The following is a 20,684-nucleotide window of genomic DNA, read 5'->3' on the forward strand; positions in this document are numbered from 1 at the left end:
TCCCGGCGGCCAGGCCGGTTGCGCGTCGTAACCCTATTGTGCGCTGACCGGCGGCAGGTCGAAGACGTCGCGCAGGAACAGGTTGGTCACCTCGGCCTGGGCGTCGGCGTTGGATTTCTTGCGGAAGCCGTGACCCTCGTCCATCGCCAGCAGGTACCAGACCGGCCGCCCATGGCCGCGCACGGCCGTCACGATCTGCTCGGCCTCGGAGCGCGGCACGCGCGGGTCGTTGGCGCCCTGGATCACCAGCAGCGGGCTGGTCATCCGGTCGGTCAGGTTCAGGGGCGAGATCTGGTCGAAGACCGCCCGCATGGCCGGGTCGCGCTCGTCGCCGTACTCGGCCCGGCGCAGGTCGCGGCGATAGCCCTCGGTGTTCTCCAGGAAGCTGACGAAGTTGGAGATGCCGACGATGTCGACACCGCCCGCCAGCCGATCCGCATAGGCCGCCATCGAGGCCAGCACCATGAAGCCGCCGTACGATCCGCCGTGCACGACCACCCGCTCCGGATCGAGGTCCGGCTGGGTCGCGATCCAGTCCAGCAGGGCTCCGATGTCCTTGACCGAATCCTGGCGCAGCGGGCCGTTGTCGAGCGAGACGTAGCGCTTGCCGTAGCCGGTCGAGCCGCGCACGTTGGGCACGATCACCGTCGCGCCCAGGTCGGCGATCCACTGCTGATAGGTGGTGTTGAAGCCCGGTCGGGACTGGCCTTCGGGGCCGCCGTGAATATCGATGACGACCGGCGCGCGGCCCGAGGCGTTGGGCGCGCGATAGACGAAGGCCGGCACGCTGAGGCCGTCGAAGGAGTCGAACCGCACTAGCTCCGGAATGACGAAGGCCGAGGCGTCGATCGGGCCTACTTCGGACTCGGTCCAGCGCGTCAGACCGCCCCCGGCGACGTCCCACGTCCAGACGTCGCCCGACGATCGGGGCGTCGACATGGTGATGGCCAGCGAGCGGCCGTCCGGCGAGAACTTGATCCCACCCACCACGCCGGTCGGCAGTTCGGGCTGCGGCAGGGCGCGGCGCGTGCGCAGGTCGCGCAGGTGCAGTTTGGAATAGCCGTCCTCGTTGGTGACATAGGCCAGCACCCGGCCGTCATCCGACAGCTCGACGGACGCCACGTCCCAGTTCAGCCCTTCGGTCAGCGGCGTGACCGCGCCGTCGGCCAGCGAGATTTCGACCAGGCCGCGGAAATCGGACCCCTCGTCGCTGGTGGCGATCACCGAGCGCGCATCCGGCCCGAACAGGGCGTCGCCATAGGAGACGGGCGTGTCGGACGAACGAACCTCGCGCACCTGGCCCGAGGCGACATCCAGCACCCACAGCTCGCTGTCCTGGATCGAGTTGTACTTGGTCAGCAGGATCGACCGGCCGTCCGACGAAATGTCCGCCGGCTGCCAAAGCCCGTCGCCGCGATACAGCACCCGCCGCTGGCCCGGCTGAGACGGATCGGCCGCCACGATCTCATAGGTCGCCTGGCCCGGCCGCACCTGGCTCCACACCGCCAGACGGCCGTCGTCGGACACCCGCAGGCCTTGGTTGCGCGTCCCGGCCTCGGTCAGCGCCGTCTCGGTGCCGTCCGGTCCCGCCACATAGATCTGGAAATATTCGGCGCCGCCGCTGTCGCGCGAGTAGGCATAGCGGTCCGAGCCCGGCAGGGCGGTGGCGCCGCCCACCGGCTCGGCGAAGAAGGTCAGCTGCCGCCGGTCCGCGCCGGGCGCTGCGACCCGGTGGATCTGCGCGGTTTCGCCGAAGCGCGTGCTGATCAGCATGCCGCCGTCTGCGGTCCAGTCCTGGAAGGACGCCGAGCGCGCGTTGCGATAGCGCTGCAGCTGCGGCTTCAGCTCGGCTGGGATCGCGGGGATGCCGTCGAACACCAGCGCACCGACTTCGCGCCGGTCCGGCTGGCCGGCGGCGGTCTGGGCTCCTGAGGTCTGCGCCCCGGCGCTCTGCTCGCCCTGCGCCAGCGCCATCGGCGCCGTCGAGGCCAGAAGCACGGTCGCCAGCGCCATGCGGCACGCCAGATTGCGGATCATCGTCGCCTCCCCTTGTGTCAAGGTAGGGAATCAAACGGGCTGAAGTTCCGCCTGGCAAGCGTCGGCCTTGTCTTTGACCCGCTTTTCCCTCATAAGCCGCCGCTTCCGGCGCAAGTGAACCCTGCGTCTCCACCCGCACGACCCCTTTCTTGGTCGTGCTACCGCGCTTCGCGCTACTTGAGCACGCGCTCAAGCAGGCCGAAGGCCGGTAGCGCAACGAAGATGAGGACGAGGCGGGCGAGAACCCTCTGCCGACGTGATCGTCGCCAGAGGCCGTTTCGCTATGGAGACCCGTTCGAGCGCATGAAAGGGTTTGAATGTTCGAGGCTCTGAACGAGCGGCTGACAGGCGTATTCGACCGGATCACCGGCCGCGGCGCCCTGTCCGAAAAGGATGTCGAGGCCGCGCTGCGCGAGGTCCGCGTCGCCCTGCTCGAGGCCGACGTCGCCCTGCCCGTCGTCAAGGACTTCATCGCCAAGGCCAAGGAGGCCGCGACCGGCGAGGACGTGATCCGTTCGGTCAAGCCGGCCGATCAGGTCATCAAGATCGTCTATGACGGCCTGGTCGACATGCTAGGCGGCGAAGAGCCTGTCGGGCTGAACACCAACGCCACGCCCCCCGCCGTCATCCTGATGGCCGGCCTGCAGGGCTCGGGCAAGACGACGACCTCGGCCAAGCTGGCGCTGCGCCTGACCAAGTTCGATCGCAAGAAGGTCATGATGGCCTCGCTGGACACGCGGCGTCCGGCGGCGATGGAGCAGCTGCAGACCCTTGGCAAGCAGATCGAGGTCGCCACCCTGCCGATCGTGGCGGGCGAGAGCGCGGTCCAGATCACCCGCCGGGCCCTGTCCTCGGCCAAGCTTCAGGGCTTCGACGTCCTGATCCTGGACACCGCCGGCCGCATCACCCTGGACGAAGGGCTGATGAACGAGGTGGCTGAGGTCGCCGACATCAGCCGCCCCGTCGAGACCCTGCTTGTCGCCGACAGCCTGACCGGCCAGGACGCGGTGCGCACCGCGGCCGCCTTCCACGAACGCCTGCCGCTGACCGGCCTGGTGCTGACCCGCGCCGACGGCGACGGGCGCGGCGGCGCCATGCTGTCGATGCGCGCCGTCACCGGCTTGCCGATCAAATATCTGGGCGCGGGCGAAAAGGTCGACCAGCTGGACGTCTTCGACGCCCGCCGCGTCGCCGGCCGCATCCTGGGCCAGGGCGACATCGTGGCCCTGGTCGAAAAGGCCGCCGGCGAGCTGGATCAGGCCAAGGCCGAGAAGATGGCCCGCAAGCTGGCCAAGGGTCAGTTCGATCTGGACGACCTGGCCGGCCAGCTGGCGCAGATGAAGCGCATGGGCGGTCTGCAGGGCGTCATGGGCCTGCTGCCGGGCGTGGCCAAGATGAAGGCCCAGATGGCCGACAACAACATCGACGACCGCATGATCGCCCGCCAGGAGGCCATTCTGTCGTCCATGACCAAGGCCGAGCGCAAGAAGCCCGACCTGCTGAACGCCAGCCGCAAGCGCCGCGTGGCCGCCGGCGCCGGCGTCGAGGTTCAGGATATCAACCGCCTGCTGAAGCAGCACCGGCAGATGGCCGACATGGTCAAGTCGCTGTCGCGCGGCGGACCCAAGAAGATGCAGCAGATGGCCGCCATGCTGGGCGGCCTGGGCGGCGGTGCGGGCGGGGCCGACATGGCCCGCCTCAAGGCGATGGGCGGGGGCAAGATGCCCGAGCCGGACGCCGAACAGATGAAAGCCCTTCAGGACCGGTTCGCCGGCCTGGGCGGCGGACAAACGCCGGGGGGCCTTCCGGGTCTTCCCGGCCTCCCCAAGAAGAACTGATTCCTAGAAAGAGACTGACAATGCTGAAGATTCGTCTGGCCCGCGGCGGCGCCAAGAAGCGCCCCTACTACCACATCGTCGTCGCCGACTCGCACTCGCCGCGCGACGGCAAGTTCATTGAGAAGGTCGGCAGCTACAACCCGATGCTGCCCAAGGACGGCGACAAGCCGCGCATCGCCCTGAAGGCCGACCGCATCGCCGAGTGGCTCGGCAAGGGCGCCCAGCCCACCGACCGCGTCGCGCGCTTCATCAGCCAGTCGCAGGACGAAGCCCTGGTCGGCAAGGTGAACTGGACCCAGTCCAACAACCCAAACAAGGCCCAGCCGGGCAAGAAGGCTCAGGAACGCGCCGCCGAGCGCGCCCAGCGCGAAGCCGACCGCGCCGAAGCCGAAGCCGCCGCCAAGGTGGAAGCCGCCGAAGCCGCCGAGCGCGCCAAGGCTGAAGCCGCCGCCGCCGCTGAAGAAGCCAAGAACGCCCCGGCTGCTGAAGACGCTCCGGCTGAAGACGCCCCCGCCGAGGAAGCCGCCGCTGAAGAGGCTCCGGCCGCTGAAGACGCCCCGGCTGAAGACAAGGCCGAGGGCTGATCCCTTCGCGGCGTCCGGTTTTGACCGGATCGGATATGGAAAGCAGCGTCCTCACGGGCGCTGCTTTTCTGTTATGGGCGGGCAGGAACTGCGGAGAGCGGCATGGCCGGCGATGACAGACTGATCCTGGTGGGCCAAGTGGCCGGCGGCTTCGGCGTGAAGGGCGAGGTGCGGATCACCGCCTACACCGCCGACCCGCTGGCGCTGACGGCGTACGGCCCCCTGTTGCGCGCCGACGGCTCGCCCGGCCTGACCCTGACCTCGGCCCGGCCCGACAAGAACGGCGTCGTCGGCCGCGCCCGCGAGATCGCCACCAAGGAGGAGGCCGACGCCCTGCGCGGGTTGAAGCTGCACGTGCCGCGCGACCGCTTTCCCGAGCCCGACGAGGACGAATTCTATCTCGCCGATCTGGTGGGCGTCGAAGCGCGCGACCCCGACGACGCCGCGCTGGGCGTGGTGAAGTCGGTTCAGAACTTCGGCGCCTCGGACATGCTGGAAATCGCCCCCGCGACCGGCGGCCCGACCTGGTATCTGCCCTTCACCCGCGAGGCCGTGCCCGAACTGCACCTGACCGCCGGCTGGCTGCGCGCCGTGCGCCCGACCGAGGTGGGCGAGCGCGAGCCGGACTGAGCCTAGGGCCTCTGGCGAGACGGCAGGGCCTCGACTTCCGCCTCGGTCAACTGGCGGCGCACGACCGCGCGGCACGGCTCGGCTCCCGCGCCGATGACGACCCAGTCGTCAACGCAGACGCGATTGCCGCCCCCGGCCTGAGGTCGGATGACGATGGCGTTGACGAAATCCAAATCTCGACAAAAGCCTGAAGTGTCCAGTTGGAAAACATTGCGCGACAGGTCGCGGATGTAGATGCTCTGGCTGTCGCCGGAACGGAAGTTGCGAACGAAATCGGTGCGGAAGCACGCTCTCGGTTCGCCTATCACATCCTCGCTCGACAGGCTGGGCGAGAGCGGCGCGCACCCGGCCAGGCCCGCCATCGTGGCTATCACTGTAAGAAGCGGTATCGATCGCATGGTCGGCTTCCCTGACTGTCCCCTGCCGCAAACTTAAGCCTCGTCTAGGCCATCAGGTTGCGCAAGAGGCCGCATCCGAAAGCGGAGCGGATTAAGCCGAGCGGCCTGATCAACAGTGAGCGGCGACGGCGCGCCGACAATCCGCGCGGCGATATGCTCGGCCAGCAGCGGCGCCACGCAGAAGCCTCGGGACCCCAGGCCACCCAGAACGTGCAGACCGGCTTCGATCTCACCGCAGAGGGGCAGTCGATCCGGCGTCGTGGCCCTGACGGCGGCGCGGGCGGAAGACTCGGCGGCGGAGACCCGATCGGCCTTGCCGGGCATTCGCGCCTGCAGAGCCGCCAGGTTTCGCGCGGAGTCTTCCGCGCGGACCGTCGTGTCGGTCTCGCCTCGATCATGGGTGGCCCCAAACAGCATCAGCCGTCCGTCAGACACGCCATATCCGCCCCAGGCGGCGGCGAAGGGCGCACCGTCGGTAGCGACCCAGTCCGCTTGTCCTCGCACCGGGCTCAAAGGCGCCTCCGACCACAGGCCTTGGACGCCCCATCCACCGGCCAGAACGAGGTGATCCGCCGCCGCAATCGCCTCGCCGCCGGCGTCGATCAGCGCCCACAGGTCGCCCCTTCGCTCCACCCTTGCGATGTGCGCGGTGATGCGTGCCGTGCTTTCCAGCCATGATTGGCGAATGACGGAGGGCCGGACGGCCAGCGCTCCGGACATCAGCAGCGCGCCGGGAAGATCAGCTTCCTGCAGGCGCGACGCGACCTCCGCGCTCTCAAGCCGGTTCATTGCGCCGACCGGCCACACGGCCTGCTGGGCGATGTGATCGTACCGCCTGGCGTCCCGGTCGGCCGCCTCCATCTGGACAACGCCTTCCACGGCTACGGCGTCAGGCAGGTCGAGATAGAGACGTCTCGCCCGCTCCAAGACCGCGGCGTAGAGGGCCGCCAGCACCGCATCCCCTGCATCGAGCCGCGGGGTCGCCAGCGCCAGCGGAAAACCCGAAGCCAGGTCGGACGCCCCATCTTCGACCACGGTCACGGCGACCCCTTCGGCGCCCAGGGCGCGCGCAACGGCGGCGCCGCCGACGCCAGCGCCCAACACCAGGGCCGAGGGTGCTGCGGTTGCAGACGCCGCGCCAGGCAGGCGCGCCTCCAGCCGCTCGCGCTTGCGGCCATGACCCGGGCGCTTCTCCACCTCAAAGCCACGGGCCGCGAGCGCGCGCCGCACATGACCCGCGACGGTGAAGGTTGACAGGCGCGCCCCTGCGGCCGAGCGGACGGCGACGCCGTCCATCACGGCCTCGGACCACATGGCGGGATTGAGCGCCGGCGAGAATCCGTCGAGGAACCAGGCGTCCGCCCGGCCCGTCCATTGGCTCAAAGCGGTTTCGACCTCGCCGATGAACAGGTCCAGCACCGCGTCGAACTGGGGCAGGTCCAGGCGGTGCAGGCCGGGCGTGCTCTCGGGCCACGCCGCCAGCAGGGCCTCTGCGGCGGGCGCAATCTCGGGCCAGGCGGTCAGCGCGCGGCGCGCCTCGTCACGCGACAGCGGATAGGCCTCGATCGAAAAGACATTCAGTCGCGCGCCCGCCGGGCGGCTGTCTCTCCACAGCGTCAGCAGGGCGGCGATATTCAGACCGGTGCCGAAGCCCAGTTCGCCCACCACGAAGCGGCGCCGGCCGGCCCAGGCGTCGGGCAGGCCGCAACCGGCCAGGAAGACCGCGCGGCTTTCCGCCAGGCCGTCGTCCTTGGAGAAATAGACGTCGCCGAACCGGCCCGAGCGGGGCTCGCCCTCAAGGCTCCAGTCCAGGCGGGGATCGGTGTCGATGGTCACAGGCGCTTCTAGGGCCGAACCGACCTTGCGCGCACGAAAAAAGGGGCCGCCCGAGGGCGACCCCTTTCCGTCATCCCGGCGAACCGGGACGAACCGTCAAAAGACCGAAGTCTTAGTGAGCGGCGGCCGGAGCCGGAGCAGCAGCCGGAGCTTCCGTGGTGGCCGGAGCAACGGTGCCGTCAGCAGCCGGAGCGGCGGCGGCGGCGGCCGAAGCTTCGCCAGCGGCGGCAGCGGCGTCGGTGGCGGCGGCGTCGGCGGTGGCGGCGGCGTCAGCGGCGGTGTCGGCAGCGGCCGAAGCGTCGGCGGCGGCGTCGGTCGCGGTGTCTTCGGCGGCCGGTTGGCAAGCGGCCAGGGCCAGAGCGGCGGCCGAGGCGGCGATCAGAGCGGTGATGCGCATGGTTTTGTCCTTCAGAAGGGAAATGGCGGGGTCATGAACCCCCGCTGAGGACAGATAACGGGATCGTGAGCGAAACCGCAAGCGAATTCTCACAGCTTCGTGATCGATTGCGGTGAACACGCGAGGCGGGCGTCTGCGCCCGCCTCGCGTGTGTCGATTTATTGCGCCGGAGCCGGGGCGGGAGCGTCGGCTGGCGGCGTGGTGCCGGCGGCGACGGCGGCGTCGGTCGCTTCAGCCGCGGCGGCGTCCGCCGAGGCTGCGGCCGAGCCGGCGGCTTCCGCGGCCTGATCGGCGGCGACCGCAGCGGTGTCGGCGGCCGCGTCAGCGGTGGTGTCTGCGGCCGTGGTGTCGGCCGGCTGCTGGCAGGCGGCGACCGAGAGAGCGGCCACGCCGGCGGCGGCGGTGATCAGCGTACGGATCTTCATGTGTCTTACCCCTGTCTGTCAGTCGGGCCGATCCCGACAAGCTTTACAGGGGTAACGCGGCCGTGAGCCGATGTGCAAGTCTCGGCTTGGTTCAGCGGGTGGCGCCGGGCCGCCATTTCACGTCCCCGGCGCCGTTGGCATTGGCGCGGCGGGCGGCGACGAACAGGTGGTCCGACAGGCGGTTGAGATAGCGTACCGCCTCCGGGTTCAGCTCCGCCCCGGTCTCGACGAGGGCGACCGCCTCGCGCTCGGCGCGGCGACAGACGGTGCGCGCCAGATGCAGGTGCGCCGACAGGGGCGCGCCGCCCGGCAAGATGAAGCTGTCGAGCGCCTTCAGGCTCTCGTTCATCCAGTCGATCTCCTGCTCCAGCCGTTCGACCTGCGAGGCGACGATGCGCAACGCCTCCCAGGCGGGCGGCGGATCCAACGGCGTCGCCAGATCGGCTCCGAGGTCGAAGAGCTCGTTCTGGATGCGAGCCAGCATGGCGTCGATGCGGTCGTTCTGGCCCGAATGCAGGCGAGCGACGCCCAGGACGGCGTTCAGCTCGTCGACCGTGCCATAGGCGGCGACGCGAGAGTCGGTCTTGGAGGTCTCGGCGCCTGAGGCCAGGCGGGTGCGGCCGCCGTCGCCAGTCCGGGTGTAGATCTTGTTCAGCACCACCATCGCATCAGGCTCCGTGCGTGGATTTCCACCAGAAGCCGATCAGCAGCAGGACGACCGCCACCGCCTGCAGCAGCACTCGCAGCCGCATGATCTTGTTGGACCGCGAGCGGGCCAGGTCGCCCCCGCGATACAAGGTGTAGAGGCCATAGAAAAGGGTGATGGCCACCGCCGCCACAGCCGCCAGGATCAGGATGTCAAAGACGCTCATGGCTGTCTTCTAGGCTTGTGTCCGCCCTTGCGCCAGCAGTTCGCTCAGCAAGTGCGACTAATTCGCATTTATCCTTGACAGGGAGGGGGAGTCGCTATTGAGAGGCGCTCGCAAGTATCTCTTTGGGGCGCCTTCATGATCATCTCCTCCGTTCTCTCGCGCAAATCCGGCTGGTTGAGCGCGGTCGCCCTCAGCGCCGTGGCGTCTTCAGCCCTTGCATCGCCCGAAGAGACGGATCAGAGCCGCCAGCAGCAGGCCCACCAGGTGGCCGACGTGGTCGTCACCGCGGCCGGTTTCGAGCAGCGCATCCAGCAGGCGCCGGCCTCAATCAGCGTCGTTCCGCGCGCCGAGATCGAGGAGATGCGCGCGGTCTCCATCGCCGAAATCCTGACCGCCGTCGAAGGCGTCGATGTCGGGGCGCCCGTCGGCAAGACTGGCGGCCAGACCATCAACATCCGCGGCATGGGCTCGGACTACACCTTGATCCTGATCGACGGTCGCCGCCAGAACACGGCCGGCAGCGTTACGCCCAACGGCTTTGGCGAGACCGCGACCAGCTTCCTGCCGCCCGTCTCGGCCATCGAGCGGATCGAGGTCGTGCGCGGCCCGGTCTCGACCCTGTACGGCTCCGACGCCATGGGCGGCGTGGTCAACATCATCACCCGCAAGGTCGGCGATGTCTGGACCGGCTCCGGCACGGCTCATTACACCCTGCAGGGTGATAACGAGTTCGGCGACATCCGCGGCGGCGACGTCTACCTCAGCGGCCCGCTGATCCGCGATCGCCTGGGCCTGACGCTACGTGCCTCTCGGTCCGAGCGCGAGGCGTCGAGCCTGACCTTCGAGAACGCGGTCGGGACCGATGCGCCCGTCACCGGTTTCGGGCGCAGCTCGACCGCCAACCGCATCTGGAGCGTCGGCGGCCGCCTGTCGGCGACCCCGCACCCCGATCACGACGTCTGGCTGGACGTCGATGTCGCGCGCCAGTGGTACGACAACCGCAACAGCGAGATGGGCACCGCCACCACCGCCGGCGGCTATGACAAATTCCTTGAGTTCAACCGCGACCAGGTCTCGCTGGCGCACGACTGGCGCCTGCCGTTCGGCATGCTGGAGTCCAATGTGTCGCTGGGCCGCACCGAGACCGTTGGCCGGATCATCCCCAACGGCGTCGCCGGCGCTGGCGGTCCTCGCACCCTGGAGAGCGAGAACCGCATCTTCGACACCAAGCTGTTCTCGCAGTGGCGCAACCACACCTTCACCGTCGGCGGCCAGTACTGGGAAGCCGAGATGGTCGACGGCGTGGCGCCCGAGCGGTTCGAGCACACCCAGTGGGCCCTGTTCGCAGAGGACGAGTGGCGTTTCACCGACACCCTGGCCCTGACCCTGGGCGCGCGTCACGACGACCACTCCAAGTTCGGCTCGCACTTCAGCCCGCGCGCCTATCTGGTGTGGAACGCGACCGACGCCTGGACTTTCAAGGGCGGCGTAAGCCAGGGCTTCAAGACGCCGCGGCTGGAGCAACTGGCGGAGGGCATCAACGGCTTCGGCCAGCAGGGCCGCCTGCCGCTTTTGGGCACGCCCACGCTGAAGCCCGAGACCTCCACTTCGACAGAGATCGCCGCCTTTTATGACGCCGGCGGCCCGATCCGGGCCAGTCTTACGCTGTTTCACAACACCTTTGAGGACAAGATCGCCTCGGGCGTGCCAATCGCCAACTGCAGCTTCGGCCTGACGGCGGCGCAGTATGCGGCCGGGGGCTATCCGACCACGGGCTGCGCCGACGTCGGCTTCTGGCCCACCTTCGCCACCTTTGGCCAGTCGGTGAACATCGACGAGGCCGAGACGCGCGGCGCCGAGGCTTCGATGCGCTGGCGCTTCGCCCCGGATTGGATGCTGCAGGCCAACTACACCTTCACAGAGAGCGAGCAGAAGTCGGGCGCCTCGGCCGGCCTGCCCTTGACCGACACGCCCGAGCATATGGTCAACGCCAATCTGCGCTGGCAGGCCACCGACCGCCTGGGCCTTTGGGTGCGCGGCGAATATCGGTCGGAGCGTTATCGCGGCGCGGGCGTGCCCCAGGACGTCTGGGGCGACTACGAGGCCTATGGGCTGATGCACATCGGCGGCGCCTATGACGCGACCGACAACGTCACCTTTACTGCAGCCGTCTACAACGTGTTCGACACCGACTTCGTGCAGCTGCTGCCGTACGGAACGCCGGTCGCCTACACGCCGAAGTACGCCAACAACCAGGAGCCTCGACGCCTGTGGGTTTCTGTGACGGCGCGCTTCTGAAACGCGCGCGAGGTTGATCGACCAAAGTTTTTCAAAGGCACGGTTGATCAACCTTTACCCTGTATGGGTCCTTCTTAGATCGGGGGATCCATGTCAGACCGCAACGTTCGCAATCTCGAGCATCTCCGTCGCACGGCCTCGACCGCGCGCGTGCTCAACTTGTTGAACGTCGCCGAGGAACACGGTCACACCGAGGAATGGGCCGAGAAACCCATGTTCCAGACCGCCGGACTGAACCGTTCGCTGATCATCAAGCACCGCCTGCGCCGCAACGAGCTGGACCTGTTTCCCGGGCGTCGCCAGATCGCGACCAAGGTGGTCATTCCGATCGACAGCACCGACCTGAAGAGCGGCGGCCGCTATGTCTTCGTGGACCAGTTCGGCTTCGAGCGGGCGCTGCACGAATCCTTCGGCCTCGGCCACGACCATCCCGACCTGCAAACCTTGCGCCTGATGGACAAGTTGCCGTCGCTGGACCCCTTCCTGCTGCGCGAGCAGCTTCGTCGCGGCGGGGTGGATGCGGGCGCCTGCTATTTCGCCCTGTCAGAGGCCGACCTGGATCGGATGCTCAGCTTCGTGAAACAGGAGATCGAGCCGCTCGTCATCCTCAGCCTGGGTGGAGATGTAACCGCTTCCAGCTCTATCGAGCGGATGGCGGCCAAGATTCTGTCAAACGCGCCTGGCGACGGCATGGAGGTTCTGGGCCAGACGCTGCGTCTGCAGCCTGAGCAGTACCAGGAGGGCGTTTTCTGCTGGAAGGGCTTCCTCTATTACAAGTGGTCGCTCAACGCGATGACGGCCGACGTGGCGAGCGTCGCGGACGCCGTTGCCAAGGTGAAGCCGACCGGCCCCAGCGATCCAGCGGCGCGCGAGTACATCGAGCGCGGCCGCCACGTCCTTCGCAGCCACATCCTCAAGACCTGCGTCGAGGTCAGTCGCACGCTCAAGGTCTACGACGAGGCCTATGAGGGTCTGACGCGCGAAGGCAATCCGCTGGCCTTCCGCGACTTCCTTCTGGAGGCGCCGGCCATGTTCAGCCGCCTGGGCGATCAGTTGGGCGCGGTGCAGCACATCGTCAGCTTCTGGAACTTCCGTTTCGGACCCAAGTCGCCGCCGGTCGGGGTAGACGAGCTGATCGACATCTTCATGGACTTCGAGACGGGCCTGATGGGCCGCGAGTCCAGCGCCGTAGACCCGCGCGACATCGCCGCCTGACAACGAAAAAGGGCCCGGCGTTCGTTCGCCGGGCCCTCGTCTTTTCGATCGCTTGTGATCAGTAGCGATAGTGGTCCGGCTTGAACGGGCCCTCGGTCGGCACCGAGATGTAGTCGGCCTGGTCCTTGGACAGCTTGGTCAGCTTGGCGCCCAGCTTGGCCAGGTGCAGGAAGGCGACCTTCTCGTCGAGGTGCTTGGGCAGGACATAGACCTGGTTCTGATAGGCGGACTTGTTGGTCCACAGTTCGATCTGGGCCAGCGTCTGGTTGGTGAAGGACGCACTCATCACGAACGAGGGGTGGCCCGTGGCGTTGCCCAGGTTCACCAGGCGGCCCTTGGACAGCAGGATGATCTTCTTGCCGTCCGGGAACTCGACATGGTCGACCTGCGGCTTGATCTCGTCCCACTTCATGTTCTTCAGGCCGGCGACCTGAATCTCGGAGTCGAAGTGGCCGATGTTGCAGACGATGGCGTTGTGCTTCATCGCCCGCATATGCTCGACGGTGATGACGTCCTTGTTGCCGGTCGCGGTGACGAAGATGTCGGCCTTGCCAGCCACGTCTTCCAGCGTCTGGACGTCATAGCCTTCCATCGCCGCCTGCAGGGCGCAGATCGGGTCGATTTCGGTCACGATCACGCGCGCGCCGCCCTGGCGCAACGAGGCGGCCGAGCCCTTGCCCACGTCGCCGTAGCCGCAGACCACCGCGACCTTGCCCGACAGCATGACGTCGGTGCCGCGGCGAATGGCGTCGACCAGCGATTCACGGCAGCCATACAGATTGTCGAACTTGGACTTGGTGACGCTGTCGTTGACGTTGATGGCGGGGAAGGGCAGTTCGCCGCGCTCGGCCATCTGATACAGGCGGTGCACGCCGGTGGTCGTTTCTTCCGACACGCCGCCGATGGCGTCGCGGATCGCCGAATAGAAGCCGGGCTTCTCCTTCAGGTACCGCTTCATCACCGCGTAGAGGGCTTCTTCTTCTTCGTTCTGCGGGTTGTCCAGGACGCTGGCGTCCTTCTCGGCCTTGGGACCCAGGACGCACAGCAGGGTGGCGTCGCCGCCGTCGTCCAGGATCAGGTTCGGATAGCCGCCGTCGGCCCATTCGAATATCTTGTGGGCGTAGTCCCAGTACTCTTCCAGCGTCTCGCCCTTAGTGGCGAACACGGGCGTGCCGCTGGCGGCGATGGCGGCGGCGGCGTGGTCCTGGGTCGAATAGATGTTGCACGAGGCCCAGCGGACCTCAGCGCCCAGCGCTTCCAGCGTCTGGATCAGCACGGCGGTCTGGATAGTCATGTGCAGGCTGCCGGCGATCCGGGCGCCCTTCAGCGGCTGAGCCTTGCCGTATTCATCGCGCAGGGCCATCAGGCCGGGCATTTCGGTTTCGGCGATGGCGATTTCCTTCTCGCCCCAGGGAGCGAGAGAGATGTCGCGCACGATATAGTCGGCCACGGTCGGCTCCTGATGTCGTCTTTTCGGGAAAGTCAGCCGCCGTATAGCCGCCGCCGCCGCTCGGGGCAAGAAACCCATAAGGATGTCCTTATATCCGTGCCTGCGGTTTTTCTTGCCGCGCGGGCCGCAAAGGCGTTTGCTGCGGCTGAGGAGGAATGGCGATGCTTTCTCGCCGTTCGTTGCTGTGGACCGCGGCCGGATGGGCCGTCGGAGCGCCGGCTGCGGTCGCTCAGGAAGCCGCTCCCGGCGACACACCGCATGAGCCGGCGTCGGCGAGGACCCGTGGACGGGTCGTCGCCGCCACCCATGTGAACGGGCGCGGGCCTTTGCGTTTCGCGATCGACAGCGCGGCCAACTGCTCCGTCATCGCCAGCGACCTGGTTGCGCCGCTTGAATTGCGAGCGGGGGAGCCCCTGACCATGCACACGCTTCTCGGCGCGGAGGTCGTCCCATCCGTCTGGGCCGAAGAGATCGCCAGCGGAGCGCGACGCCTTCAGCGTCAGCGTCTGGCCGTCGGCCTTCGGTCGGCCATGGAAGGTCTGGATGGTCTCCTGGGAATGGACTTCCTGCTTCGGCAGCGACTGACGCTCAATTTCCGAGGGGGCGTGCGGGCGCGCATCGGCGGCTCCTCCGCGCGGCGAGGCCTGTCGGAAACGTCCCCCTCGCTGCTGAAGCGGACGAATCTGCTTCAGGTCGGGCCGTTCGATCTTTTCGCCATCCCCGTAAAGCTGGGCCGGGCGGCGGCGGTGGCCATCGTCGATTCCGGCGCCGAAGCAAGCGTGATCAACCTGCCCGCCGCCATCGCCGGACGCGCCAGGACGATACCTCCGGCGGAAGGCGGACAAAGCCGGATCCAGTCACCCAGCGGCCTCTCCGCGGCGGCTCACGTCCGCGTGCTGCCAAGGCTCAGCTTCGCGGGATACACGATTTCGCAGTTGCCGGTGGTCGTCGGGGATTTTCACACGTTTCGTATTTCGGGTCTGGAGCAGCAGCCCGCCATGCTTCTCGCGGTTGACGTCCTGAGTCTCTTCGACAGCGTCTGGATGGATCTCGGCCGAGGCGAGTTCGGCGCGTCCCTATAGCCGCAGCGGGACTGCTGAGCGGATGCAAACCGCGTCTTAACGAGCAACGGCCCATGATCGCCCCCATGGAACGCCGGGTCCTCATAGGTCTGAAGCCGCGCCGCACGGGCGGGCCCACCGCCCCGCCTTCGGCCAACACCTACCTGCGTCTATCGACGGCGACCGGCACGGTGGTGCGCGGCGACGGTCGTAGAGGCGTGATGTCGGTGGAAGTGGGAGTGGATGTCGCGGACGTCGCCCTCCGCACAAGGGCCGAACAGTCGCAGCCCCGCTTGAACGCGGCCTACGGGGCCGTCATCCAGCGCACCGCCCAAGGTTTGCTGCCGGCGGCTGTTCCTGACGTCGATGCGCTGGCGCGGGCCCTACAATCCGCCACGGACCAGGTGCTCGGCCGGCCGGGCGCTCGCGTGCTGCTGGGCACGGTGATGGTGGTCTGATCGTTGATCTCCACCGCGCGGGCGGCTAGAGGGACGCCCACCCGTTGGGGAGTAGCCGCCGGCAGCGTCATGGCCGGGGTCGCGTCAACACATTCGCCTTCGCCGTTTTCGGCGCGGGCGTGGCGCGATCAGTGAAGCCTTGGCTTCACCTGGCGAGACCAGCGCGTCCTGTCGCCTTGCCGGGCTGACGGAAGGACGCGCGTCTCGTTGCTCGCCCGGCGGAGTACTCCATGACCCCAGGCGCCATCGCGATCCTGTCGCTCAGCATGTCCACGGACGCCTTCGCCGCCGCCGTCGGCCGTGGCGCGGCGCACCGCCCGACCTGGCCCGCGGCCGTGCGCGCGGGCCTGGTGTTCGGCGTGATCGAGGCCATCACCCCCATCATCGGCTGGGGCTTGGGCATGATCGCCGCCGGCCTGGTGGAGCGGATCGACCACTGGATCGCCTTCGGCCTGCTGGCGGTGGTCGGCGCCAAGATGATCCACGAGGGCCTGAAGAAGACCGACGAGGACGCCCCCCCGCGTCGCGCGGGCGTGTGGCCCCTGATCGCCACGGCCGTCGGCACCTCGATCGACGCCGCAGCCGTGGGCGTGGGCCTGGCCTTCATCGGCGTGAACATCTGGATCATCGCGCTCAGCATCGGCGTCACCACCTTCGTGCTGACCACGGTGGGCATGCGCATCGGCGCGGCCGTCGGCGTGCGGTTCGGCAAGGCGGCCGAGATCATCGGCGGCGTGGCCCTGATCGGCATCGGCACGCTCATCCTGGCGGAGCACACGGGCCTGCTGTCCGGCGGGGGCGTGAAGCTCTAGGGCCGCCGCGCGGCCTGCTCGTGCGCCAGCAGCCAGCGCTTGCGCTCCAGCCCGCCGGCATAGCCGGTCAGGGTTCCGTTGGCGCCGACGACGCGGTGGCAGGGCGCGATGAGGGCGATGGGATTGGCGCCGTTGGCCAGGCCGACGGCCCGCACCGCGCTCGGCCGGCCGATCATGGCCGCCAGTTGGGCGTAGCTGCGGGTCTGGCCCGCCGGAATGGTCTTCAGCGCCGCCCAGACCTGACGCTGGAAATCCGTTCCGCCCGTGCGGGTCGCCAGGCCGTCCAGCGCGTGCGCGTCGCCGTCGAAATAGGCCCGGACCGCCATCCGCACGGCCTCGGGCGCCAGGCCCTCTGACAGTTCCACTGCGCCGTAATGTCGCGCGAGCAGCTTCATCATGCGCGGTTCGAAGTCCGTGAAGTCCAGCGCGCGCACCGCGCCCTCGGCGTCGGTGACCAGCAGCACTTCGCCCAGCGGCGTCTCGATCCGGTCAAGCGTCAGGCGTTCAGGCCGCGACATCACGCGTCTCCATCGTCTTGAGATACAGCGCCCCATAGGCGCGCCAGGGCCGCCAGGCCTCGGCCCGCTCGGCCAGCGTCCTGGGAAAATCCTCGGGCAGTCGATCGCTGGGCGCCGTCTCGACCGCCTCGAGCCAGTCGCCCGCCAGCCTCAGCCCCGGCCGCGCCTCAAGCGCCGACCGCAGGCCGGGATCCAGCGCCAGATCGGCGGCGATGGCCTCGGGGTCGGCCGACAGGTCGAACACTCGCCGCACCCGCGCCAGCACGCCCGGCAGAACCCGCAGGTCCGGCGTCTCGACCTCGACCGCCAGCCGACCCTTGGCGAACCGGGCCGAGACCGAACCCGCCGCGCCGTCGACCTCTCGCGACAGGGCGCGCCGCCAGACGCCGGCCTGAACGCTGTCGCCGCGCGCCGTGAGCGCCGCCAGCATCGCCCCTTCATCATAGGGCGCGCGATAGGCCAGGCTCAGCCTGACGCCGCCACCTTCGCCGCGTGTAGCCCCGCGCCGAAGCGCCGAGGGCGGGCGGCCATACAGGGCCTGGAAGGTCTCGTTGAAGCGCCGCACGCTGCCGAAGCCCGAGGCCAGCGCCACCTCGGCCAGCCCTAAGTCCGTCTCCTGAATCAGCGCCTTGGCCAGCAGCACGCGCCGGGTCTGAGCCACGCTGACCGGCGCTGCGCCCAGATGTCGTCGGAACAGACGCCGAAGCTGCCGCTCGCCCATGCCCAGCCGGGCCGCCAGGGTGTCCACGTCGGCTTCGTCCAGCACCCCCGCCTCGATCAGGGCCAGGGCCCGGCCGACGGTGGCCGATGTGCCTTTCCACGCCCCCATGTCGGGCGCCGTCTCGGGCCGGCAGCGTAGGCAGGCCCGGTATCCCGCCTCTTCCGCCGCCGCCGCGCTGGGGACGAAACTGACGTTATCGCGCCGAGGCGTGCGCGCCGGGCAAACCGGCCGACAGTAGATTCCCGTCGTCTTCACGCAGGTGAAGAACCGACCGTCGAACCGCGGGTCGCGCGTGACGACCGCGCGGTAGCAGGCTTCGGGCTCCAGCGACTGGTTCATGAGCTCAGCATGAGCCCGACGCCCGTCGATGTCTCGCGGTTTTCGGACATCGCAGCGGCACCCGGCCGTTTCCCGCGACATCCTTCGACATCAGTCCTAGATTGGCCGCATGACCACTACTTCCTCTCCGCCCCTCAAGGGTGTCCGCGTGCTGGACCTTTCGCGCGTGCTGGCCGGGCCTTGGGCGACCCAACTGCTGGCGGACCTCGGCGCTGAGGTGATCAAGATCGAACGGCCGGGCGTCGGCGACGACACCCGGCACTGGGGTCCCCCCTTCACCATCCGCACCGACGGCTCGCGTGGGGACGCGGCCTATTTCCTGTGCGCCAACCGGGGCAAGGGCTCGGTGGAGCTGGACATCGCCACGCCCGACGGCGCCGAGGCGGTGCGCCGCCTGGCCGCGACCTGCGATGTGGTGGTCGAGAACTTCAAGGTCGGTGGCCTGAAGAAGTACGGCCTGGACTACGCCAGCCTCTCCAAGGACCGCCCAGAACTGGTCTATTGCTCCATCACCGGCTTTGGCCAGACCGGCCCGCGCGCGCACCAGGCCGGCTACGACTACATGATCCAGGCCATGGGCGGGCTGATGAGCGTGACCGGCCAGGCCGATGGCCAGCCGGGCGCCGAGCCCATGAAGGTCGGTGTCGCCGTAGCAGACCTGTTCACCGGCCTGTATGCCGCCAACGGCGTGCTGGCCGCTCTGCTGAGAGCGCGGGCGTCGGGAGTCGGCGGCCATGTCGACATCGCCCTGTTCGACGTCCAGGCGGCCATGCTGGCCAATCAGGCGACGAACTGGTTCGTTTCGGGACAGGCGCCCGGCCGCATGGGCAACGCCCACCCCAACCTGGCCCCCTACCAGCCCTTCGCCTGTTCCGACGGCTCGGTCGTGGTCGCCGTCGGCAACGACGGCCAATTCCGCGCCCTGGCGACCGCCTTGGGCGCGCCTGAGCTGGGCGAGGATCCGCGCTTCGTGACCAACGCCGTCAGGGTCGAGCACCGCGCGGCTCTCTCGGCCGCCCTTTCGGCCCTTGTCGTCGGCTTCACCCAGGCCGGGCTGATCGCGGCGCTGGAAGCGGCGGGCGTGCCCTGCGGGCCCGTCAACACTGTGGATCAGGTCTTCGCCGAGCCTCAGGCCGTGGCGCGCGGCTTGGTGGTCGAGCAGACGCGCCCGGACCTGACCCAGCCGGTCCGCACCGTCGCCAATCCGATCCGTCTGGACGGAGCCCCGCTGGTGGCTGCTGCGCCGCCCCCCGCCCTGGGCCAGACGAATGGTTAGCGCCCGCTAAGCCTGTTCGCATACCGCTCGCTAAGCGTGTCTGATCGCCTGACCTTAACAGGGCCGGGTCTAGGGTCGTGTCACAACGGCATGGATCGGACGACCCGATGACCAAGACCTTTCGCGTGATTTCCTCGGCCGCCGCCCTGGCCGCCGCAATGACCTTCGCCCAGGCCGCCCAGGCGGGCCCGACCGGCAGCCACACCTTCCGGGTGACGGCGACGGTGCCGGTCGCTTGCTGGGTTCGCCCCGCCAGCCCGGTGCTGGCTGAAACCGGCCGTTCGGGCCAGGTGGTCGAGGCGTGCAACAGCCCAGGCGGCTTCACCGTCTCGGCCAATTACCGACCGCTGCTGGCGACCGAAAAGGCGCGGCTGATCTACGGCGACCGTGCGCTGGATCTGGCCAAGACCGGCGACCAGGTGCTGCGTCGCTCCAACCTGGCCACCATCCGCACGGTCGACTACCGCTTCGACGAGGTCGAGTTGGAGCAGCCGCTGGTGCTGGCGCTGACGATCCAGCCGATCTGACGACGCCCTTCGACGTGCCTTTAAATGAGGCCGGGCCGTCGTTCGTCGGCCCGGCCTTTTCGCGTCAGATCGCCGACACCGTGAAGGTCAGGACATCGGAATAGTCCCCGGCCCGGCGGCCCGCCGTCGAGCCGATGTTGATCGACAGGGGATAGTCGTCCAGGCGCGGGCGGCGCGACACCACTTCCAGCTGATCGCCCTGCGCCAGGTTCATGGCGCGGTCGCCGATCGCCAGACCATAGGGCACGAACCAGTCGCTGGCCCCTTGACGGAGCCGCCCGGCGTTTGCCGAGGTCACCGACACGCGATAGCCGCCGGTGCTGAGCACATACAGGCTGGTGTTCAGGGTCCGTCCACCCTGGGTCAGGTCGCCCAGGTCGATGGTGGCGAGACCGCCGCGCCGCGTGAACTCGCCCTTCAGCCCCATCAGCGCGGTCGAGGCCACCTGCACGCCCAGCGTCACGGGCTTCTGCGTCTGGGGCGCTCCGTTGGGATGGTTCACGCCGATGAAGACGTTCTGTGAATACAGCCCCGCTCCCAGCAGCGACTGAGGATCGACGGCGAAGCTGAAGCGCAGGATTTCGCGCTCGCCGGGGCGCAGGTTGAATGATCGGCCGCCGGGCCGCCGGGCGCTTTCGCCCGTGCGGGGCGTCACGTCGATCGAGCCGCGCTCGTCGACCAGCACATAGGGCAGGCGCTGCGGATCGCCGCTCAGGGCCAGGCCGAAGGGGTCGCCCGACGTATCCACGACCACCTCGCCCGTGCACGGGCCGGAGCCGCGGTTGACGACGGCCAGGTCGAACTGGCGCGCCGCCTCGCTGTCGGCGAAAGGATCAAATTGGACGATCCACTGGTCCGGGCCGGACTCGAACGCCAGCTGGCAGTTGGGCTGGCCCTGGCCTTGGCCTTGGGCGGCGGCCTGACCGGCAAGGGTCAGAACCCCTAGGGCGGCGGCGAGCGCGGGGACGAGCGTCTTGGCGCGAAACATGAGC

General features: G+C 68.6%; 21 protein-coding genes. 10 read left to right on the forward strand and 11 right to left on the reverse strand.

Going from position 1 to position 20,684, the window contains the following annotated elements; translation table 11 throughout:
• Positions 1–33: 33 nt before the first annotated feature.
• Positions 34–2,037: a prolyl oligopeptidase family serine peptidase gene (locus tag E4M01_RS02355; protein ID WP_209316061.1), complete on the reverse strand. Its 2,004-nt coding sequence runs from the start codon at positions 2,035–2,037 to the stop codon at positions 34–36.
• 317 nt (positions 2,038–2,354) lie between these two features.
• On the opposite strand from E4M01_RS02355, the gene ffh reads away from it, so the two are divergent.
• From ffh to rimM, 3 genes are all read left to right on the forward strand, one after another.
• Positions 2,355–3,875: a signal recognition particle protein gene (gene ffh, locus E4M01_RS02360; RefSeq protein ID WP_135062495.1), complete on the forward strand. Its 1,521-nt coding sequence runs from the start codon at positions 2,355–2,357 to the stop codon at positions 3,873–3,875.
• Positions 3,876–3,895: 20 nt separating this feature from the next.
• Positions 3,896–4,459 carry a 30S ribosomal protein S16 gene (gene rpsP / locus E4M01_RS02365; RefSeq protein WP_135062493.1) on the forward strand — a complete coding sequence of 188 codons (564 nt, stop codon included), beginning with the start codon at positions 3,896–3,898 and terminating at the stop codon, positions 4,457–4,459.
• A 102-nt stretch (positions 4,460–4,561) separates the two neighbouring features.
• On the forward strand, positions 4,562–5,089 hold the full coding sequence (rimM, locus tag E4M01_RS02370) for a ribosome maturation factor RimM (RefSeq protein WP_135062491.1): 528 nt from the start codon (positions 4,562–4,564) through the stop codon (positions 5,087–5,089).
• A 2-nt stretch (positions 5,090–5,091) separates the two neighbouring features.
• On the opposite strand, the gene E4M01_RS02375 is transcribed toward rimM, so the two are convergent.
• From E4M01_RS02375 to E4M01_RS02395, 6 genes are all read right to left on the reverse strand, one after another.
• Entirely contained in the window at positions 5,092–5,487 is a 396-nt protein-coding gene (locus E4M01_RS02375) for a DUF6491 family protein (RefSeq protein ID WP_135280306.1), read from the reverse strand.
• A 33-nt stretch (positions 5,488–5,520) separates the two neighbouring features.
• The gene (gene mnmD / locus E4M01_RS02380; protein WP_135062487.1) at positions 5,521–7,323 is read right to left on the reverse strand and encodes a tRNA (5-methylaminomethyl-2-thiouridine)(34)-methyltransferase MnmD; all 1,803 of its coding nucleotides are present in this window, start codon (positions 7,321–7,323) and stop codon (positions 5,521–5,523) included.
• A 112-nt stretch (positions 7,324–7,435) separates the two neighbouring features.
• Positions 7,436–7,720, reverse strand: a complete 285-nt coding sequence (locus tag E4M01_RS02385) for a hypothetical protein (protein WP_135062485.1) — start codon at positions 7,718–7,720, stop codon at positions 7,436–7,438.
• 158 nt (positions 7,721–7,878) lie between these two features.
• Positions 7,879–8,145, reverse strand: a complete 267-nt coding sequence (locus tag E4M01_RS14235; RefSeq protein ID WP_167765306.1) for a hypothetical protein — start codon at positions 8,143–8,145, stop codon at positions 7,879–7,881.
• A 91-nt stretch (positions 8,146–8,236) separates the two neighbouring features.
• The gene (locus E4M01_RS02390) at positions 8,237–8,809 is read right to left on the reverse strand and encodes a cob(I)yrinic acid a,c-diamide adenosyltransferase (RefSeq protein WP_135062483.1); all 573 of its coding nucleotides are present in this window, start codon (positions 8,807–8,809) and stop codon (positions 8,237–8,239) included.
• 4 nt (positions 8,810–8,813) lie between these two features.
• Complete coding sequence (locus E4M01_RS02395; RefSeq protein WP_135062481.1) at positions 8,814–9,017, reverse strand: twin transmembrane helix small protein; 204 nt, start codon at positions 9,015–9,017, stop codon at positions 8,814–8,816.
• 135 nt (positions 9,018–9,152) lie between these two features.
• Between E4M01_RS02395 and E4M01_RS02400 the strand changes: the two genes are divergently transcribed.
• Positions 9,153–11,315: a TonB-dependent receptor domain-containing protein gene (locus tag E4M01_RS02400; protein ID WP_135062479.1), complete on the forward strand. Its 2,163-nt coding sequence runs from the start codon at positions 9,153–9,155 to the stop codon at positions 11,313–11,315.
• Between the two features lie 90 nt (positions 11,316–11,405).
• The gene (locus tag E4M01_RS02405; protein ID WP_135062477.1) at positions 11,406–12,530 is read left to right on the forward strand and encodes a hypothetical protein; all 1,125 of its coding nucleotides are present in this window, start codon (positions 11,406–11,408) and stop codon (positions 12,528–12,530) included.
• A gap of 58 nt (positions 12,531–12,588) precedes the next feature.
• Here the strand turns inward: E4M01_RS02405 and ahcY are convergent, their stop codons facing one another.
• Positions 12,589–13,980, reverse strand: a complete 1,392-nt coding sequence (ahcY, locus tag E4M01_RS02410) for an adenosylhomocysteinase (RefSeq protein ID WP_135062475.1) — start codon at positions 13,978–13,980, stop codon at positions 12,589–12,591.
• A 161-nt stretch (positions 13,981–14,141) separates the two neighbouring features.
• On the opposite strand from ahcY, the gene E4M01_RS02415 reads away from it, so the two are divergent.
• The 3 genes from E4M01_RS02415 to E4M01_RS02425 all read left to right on the forward strand — a co-directional run bounded on the left by E4M01_RS02415 (position 14,142) and on the right by E4M01_RS02425 (position 16,311).
• Positions 14,142–15,062, forward strand: a complete 921-nt coding sequence (locus E4M01_RS02415) for an aspartyl protease family protein (RefSeq protein WP_167765304.1) — start codon at positions 14,142–14,144, stop codon at positions 15,060–15,062.
• A 65-nt stretch (positions 15,063–15,127) separates the two neighbouring features.
• Positions 15,128–15,499: a Tat pathway signal protein gene (locus tag E4M01_RS02420; protein WP_135280307.1), complete on the forward strand. Its 372-nt coding sequence runs from the start codon at positions 15,128–15,130 to the stop codon at positions 15,497–15,499.
• A 230-nt stretch (positions 15,500–15,729) separates the two neighbouring features.
• Positions 15,730–16,311, forward strand: a complete 582-nt coding sequence (locus E4M01_RS02425; protein ID WP_135062469.1) for a manganese efflux pump MntP family protein — start codon at positions 15,730–15,732, stop codon at positions 16,309–16,311.
• Here the strand turns inward: E4M01_RS02425 and E4M01_RS02430 are convergent.
• Positions 16,308–16,829, reverse strand: a complete 522-nt coding sequence (locus E4M01_RS02430) for a methylated-DNA--[protein]-cysteine S-methyltransferase (protein WP_135062467.1) — start codon at positions 16,827–16,829, stop codon at positions 16,308–16,310. The two genes, E4M01_RS02425 and E4M01_RS02430, sit on opposite strands and share 4 nt — an antisense overlap.
• The gene (locus tag E4M01_RS02435) at positions 16,816–17,889 is read right to left on the reverse strand and encodes a bifunctional transcriptional activator/DNA repair enzyme AdaA (protein ID WP_135062465.1); all 1,074 of its coding nucleotides are present in this window, start codon (positions 17,887–17,889) and stop codon (positions 16,816–16,818) included. Before E4M01_RS02435 ends, E4M01_RS02430 begins: the two co-directional genes overlap by 14 nt.
• Before the next feature lie 109 nt (positions 17,890–17,998).
• On the opposite strand from E4M01_RS02435, the gene E4M01_RS02440 reads away from it, so the two are divergent.
• Positions 17,999–19,165 (forward strand): CaiB/BaiF CoA-transferase family protein, encoded by a 1,167-nt coding sequence (locus E4M01_RS02440; protein ID WP_135062463.1) that lies wholly within the window; start codon positions 17,999–18,001, stop codon positions 19,163–19,165.
• A 107-nt stretch (positions 19,166–19,272) separates the two neighbouring features.
• Positions 19,273–19,692 carry a hypothetical protein gene (locus E4M01_RS02445; RefSeq protein ID WP_135062461.1) on the forward strand — a complete coding sequence of 140 codons (420 nt, stop codon included), beginning with the start codon at positions 19,273–19,275 and terminating at the stop codon, positions 19,690–19,692.
• 64 nt (positions 19,693–19,756) lie between these two features.
• On the opposite strand, the gene E4M01_RS02450 is transcribed toward E4M01_RS02445, so the two are convergent.
• Positions 19,757–20,680, reverse strand: coding sequence for a hypothetical protein (locus tag E4M01_RS02450; RefSeq protein ID WP_135062459.1), 924 nt, complete (start codon positions 20,678–20,680; stop codon positions 19,757–19,759).
• Positions 20,681–20,684: the final 4 nt, after the last annotated feature.

Origin of the sequence: Brevundimonas sp. MF30-B, assembly GCF_004683885.1 — a bacterium.
Classification (GTDB): Bacteria; Pseudomonadota; Alphaproteobacteria; order Caulobacterales; family Caulobacteraceae; genus Brevundimonas.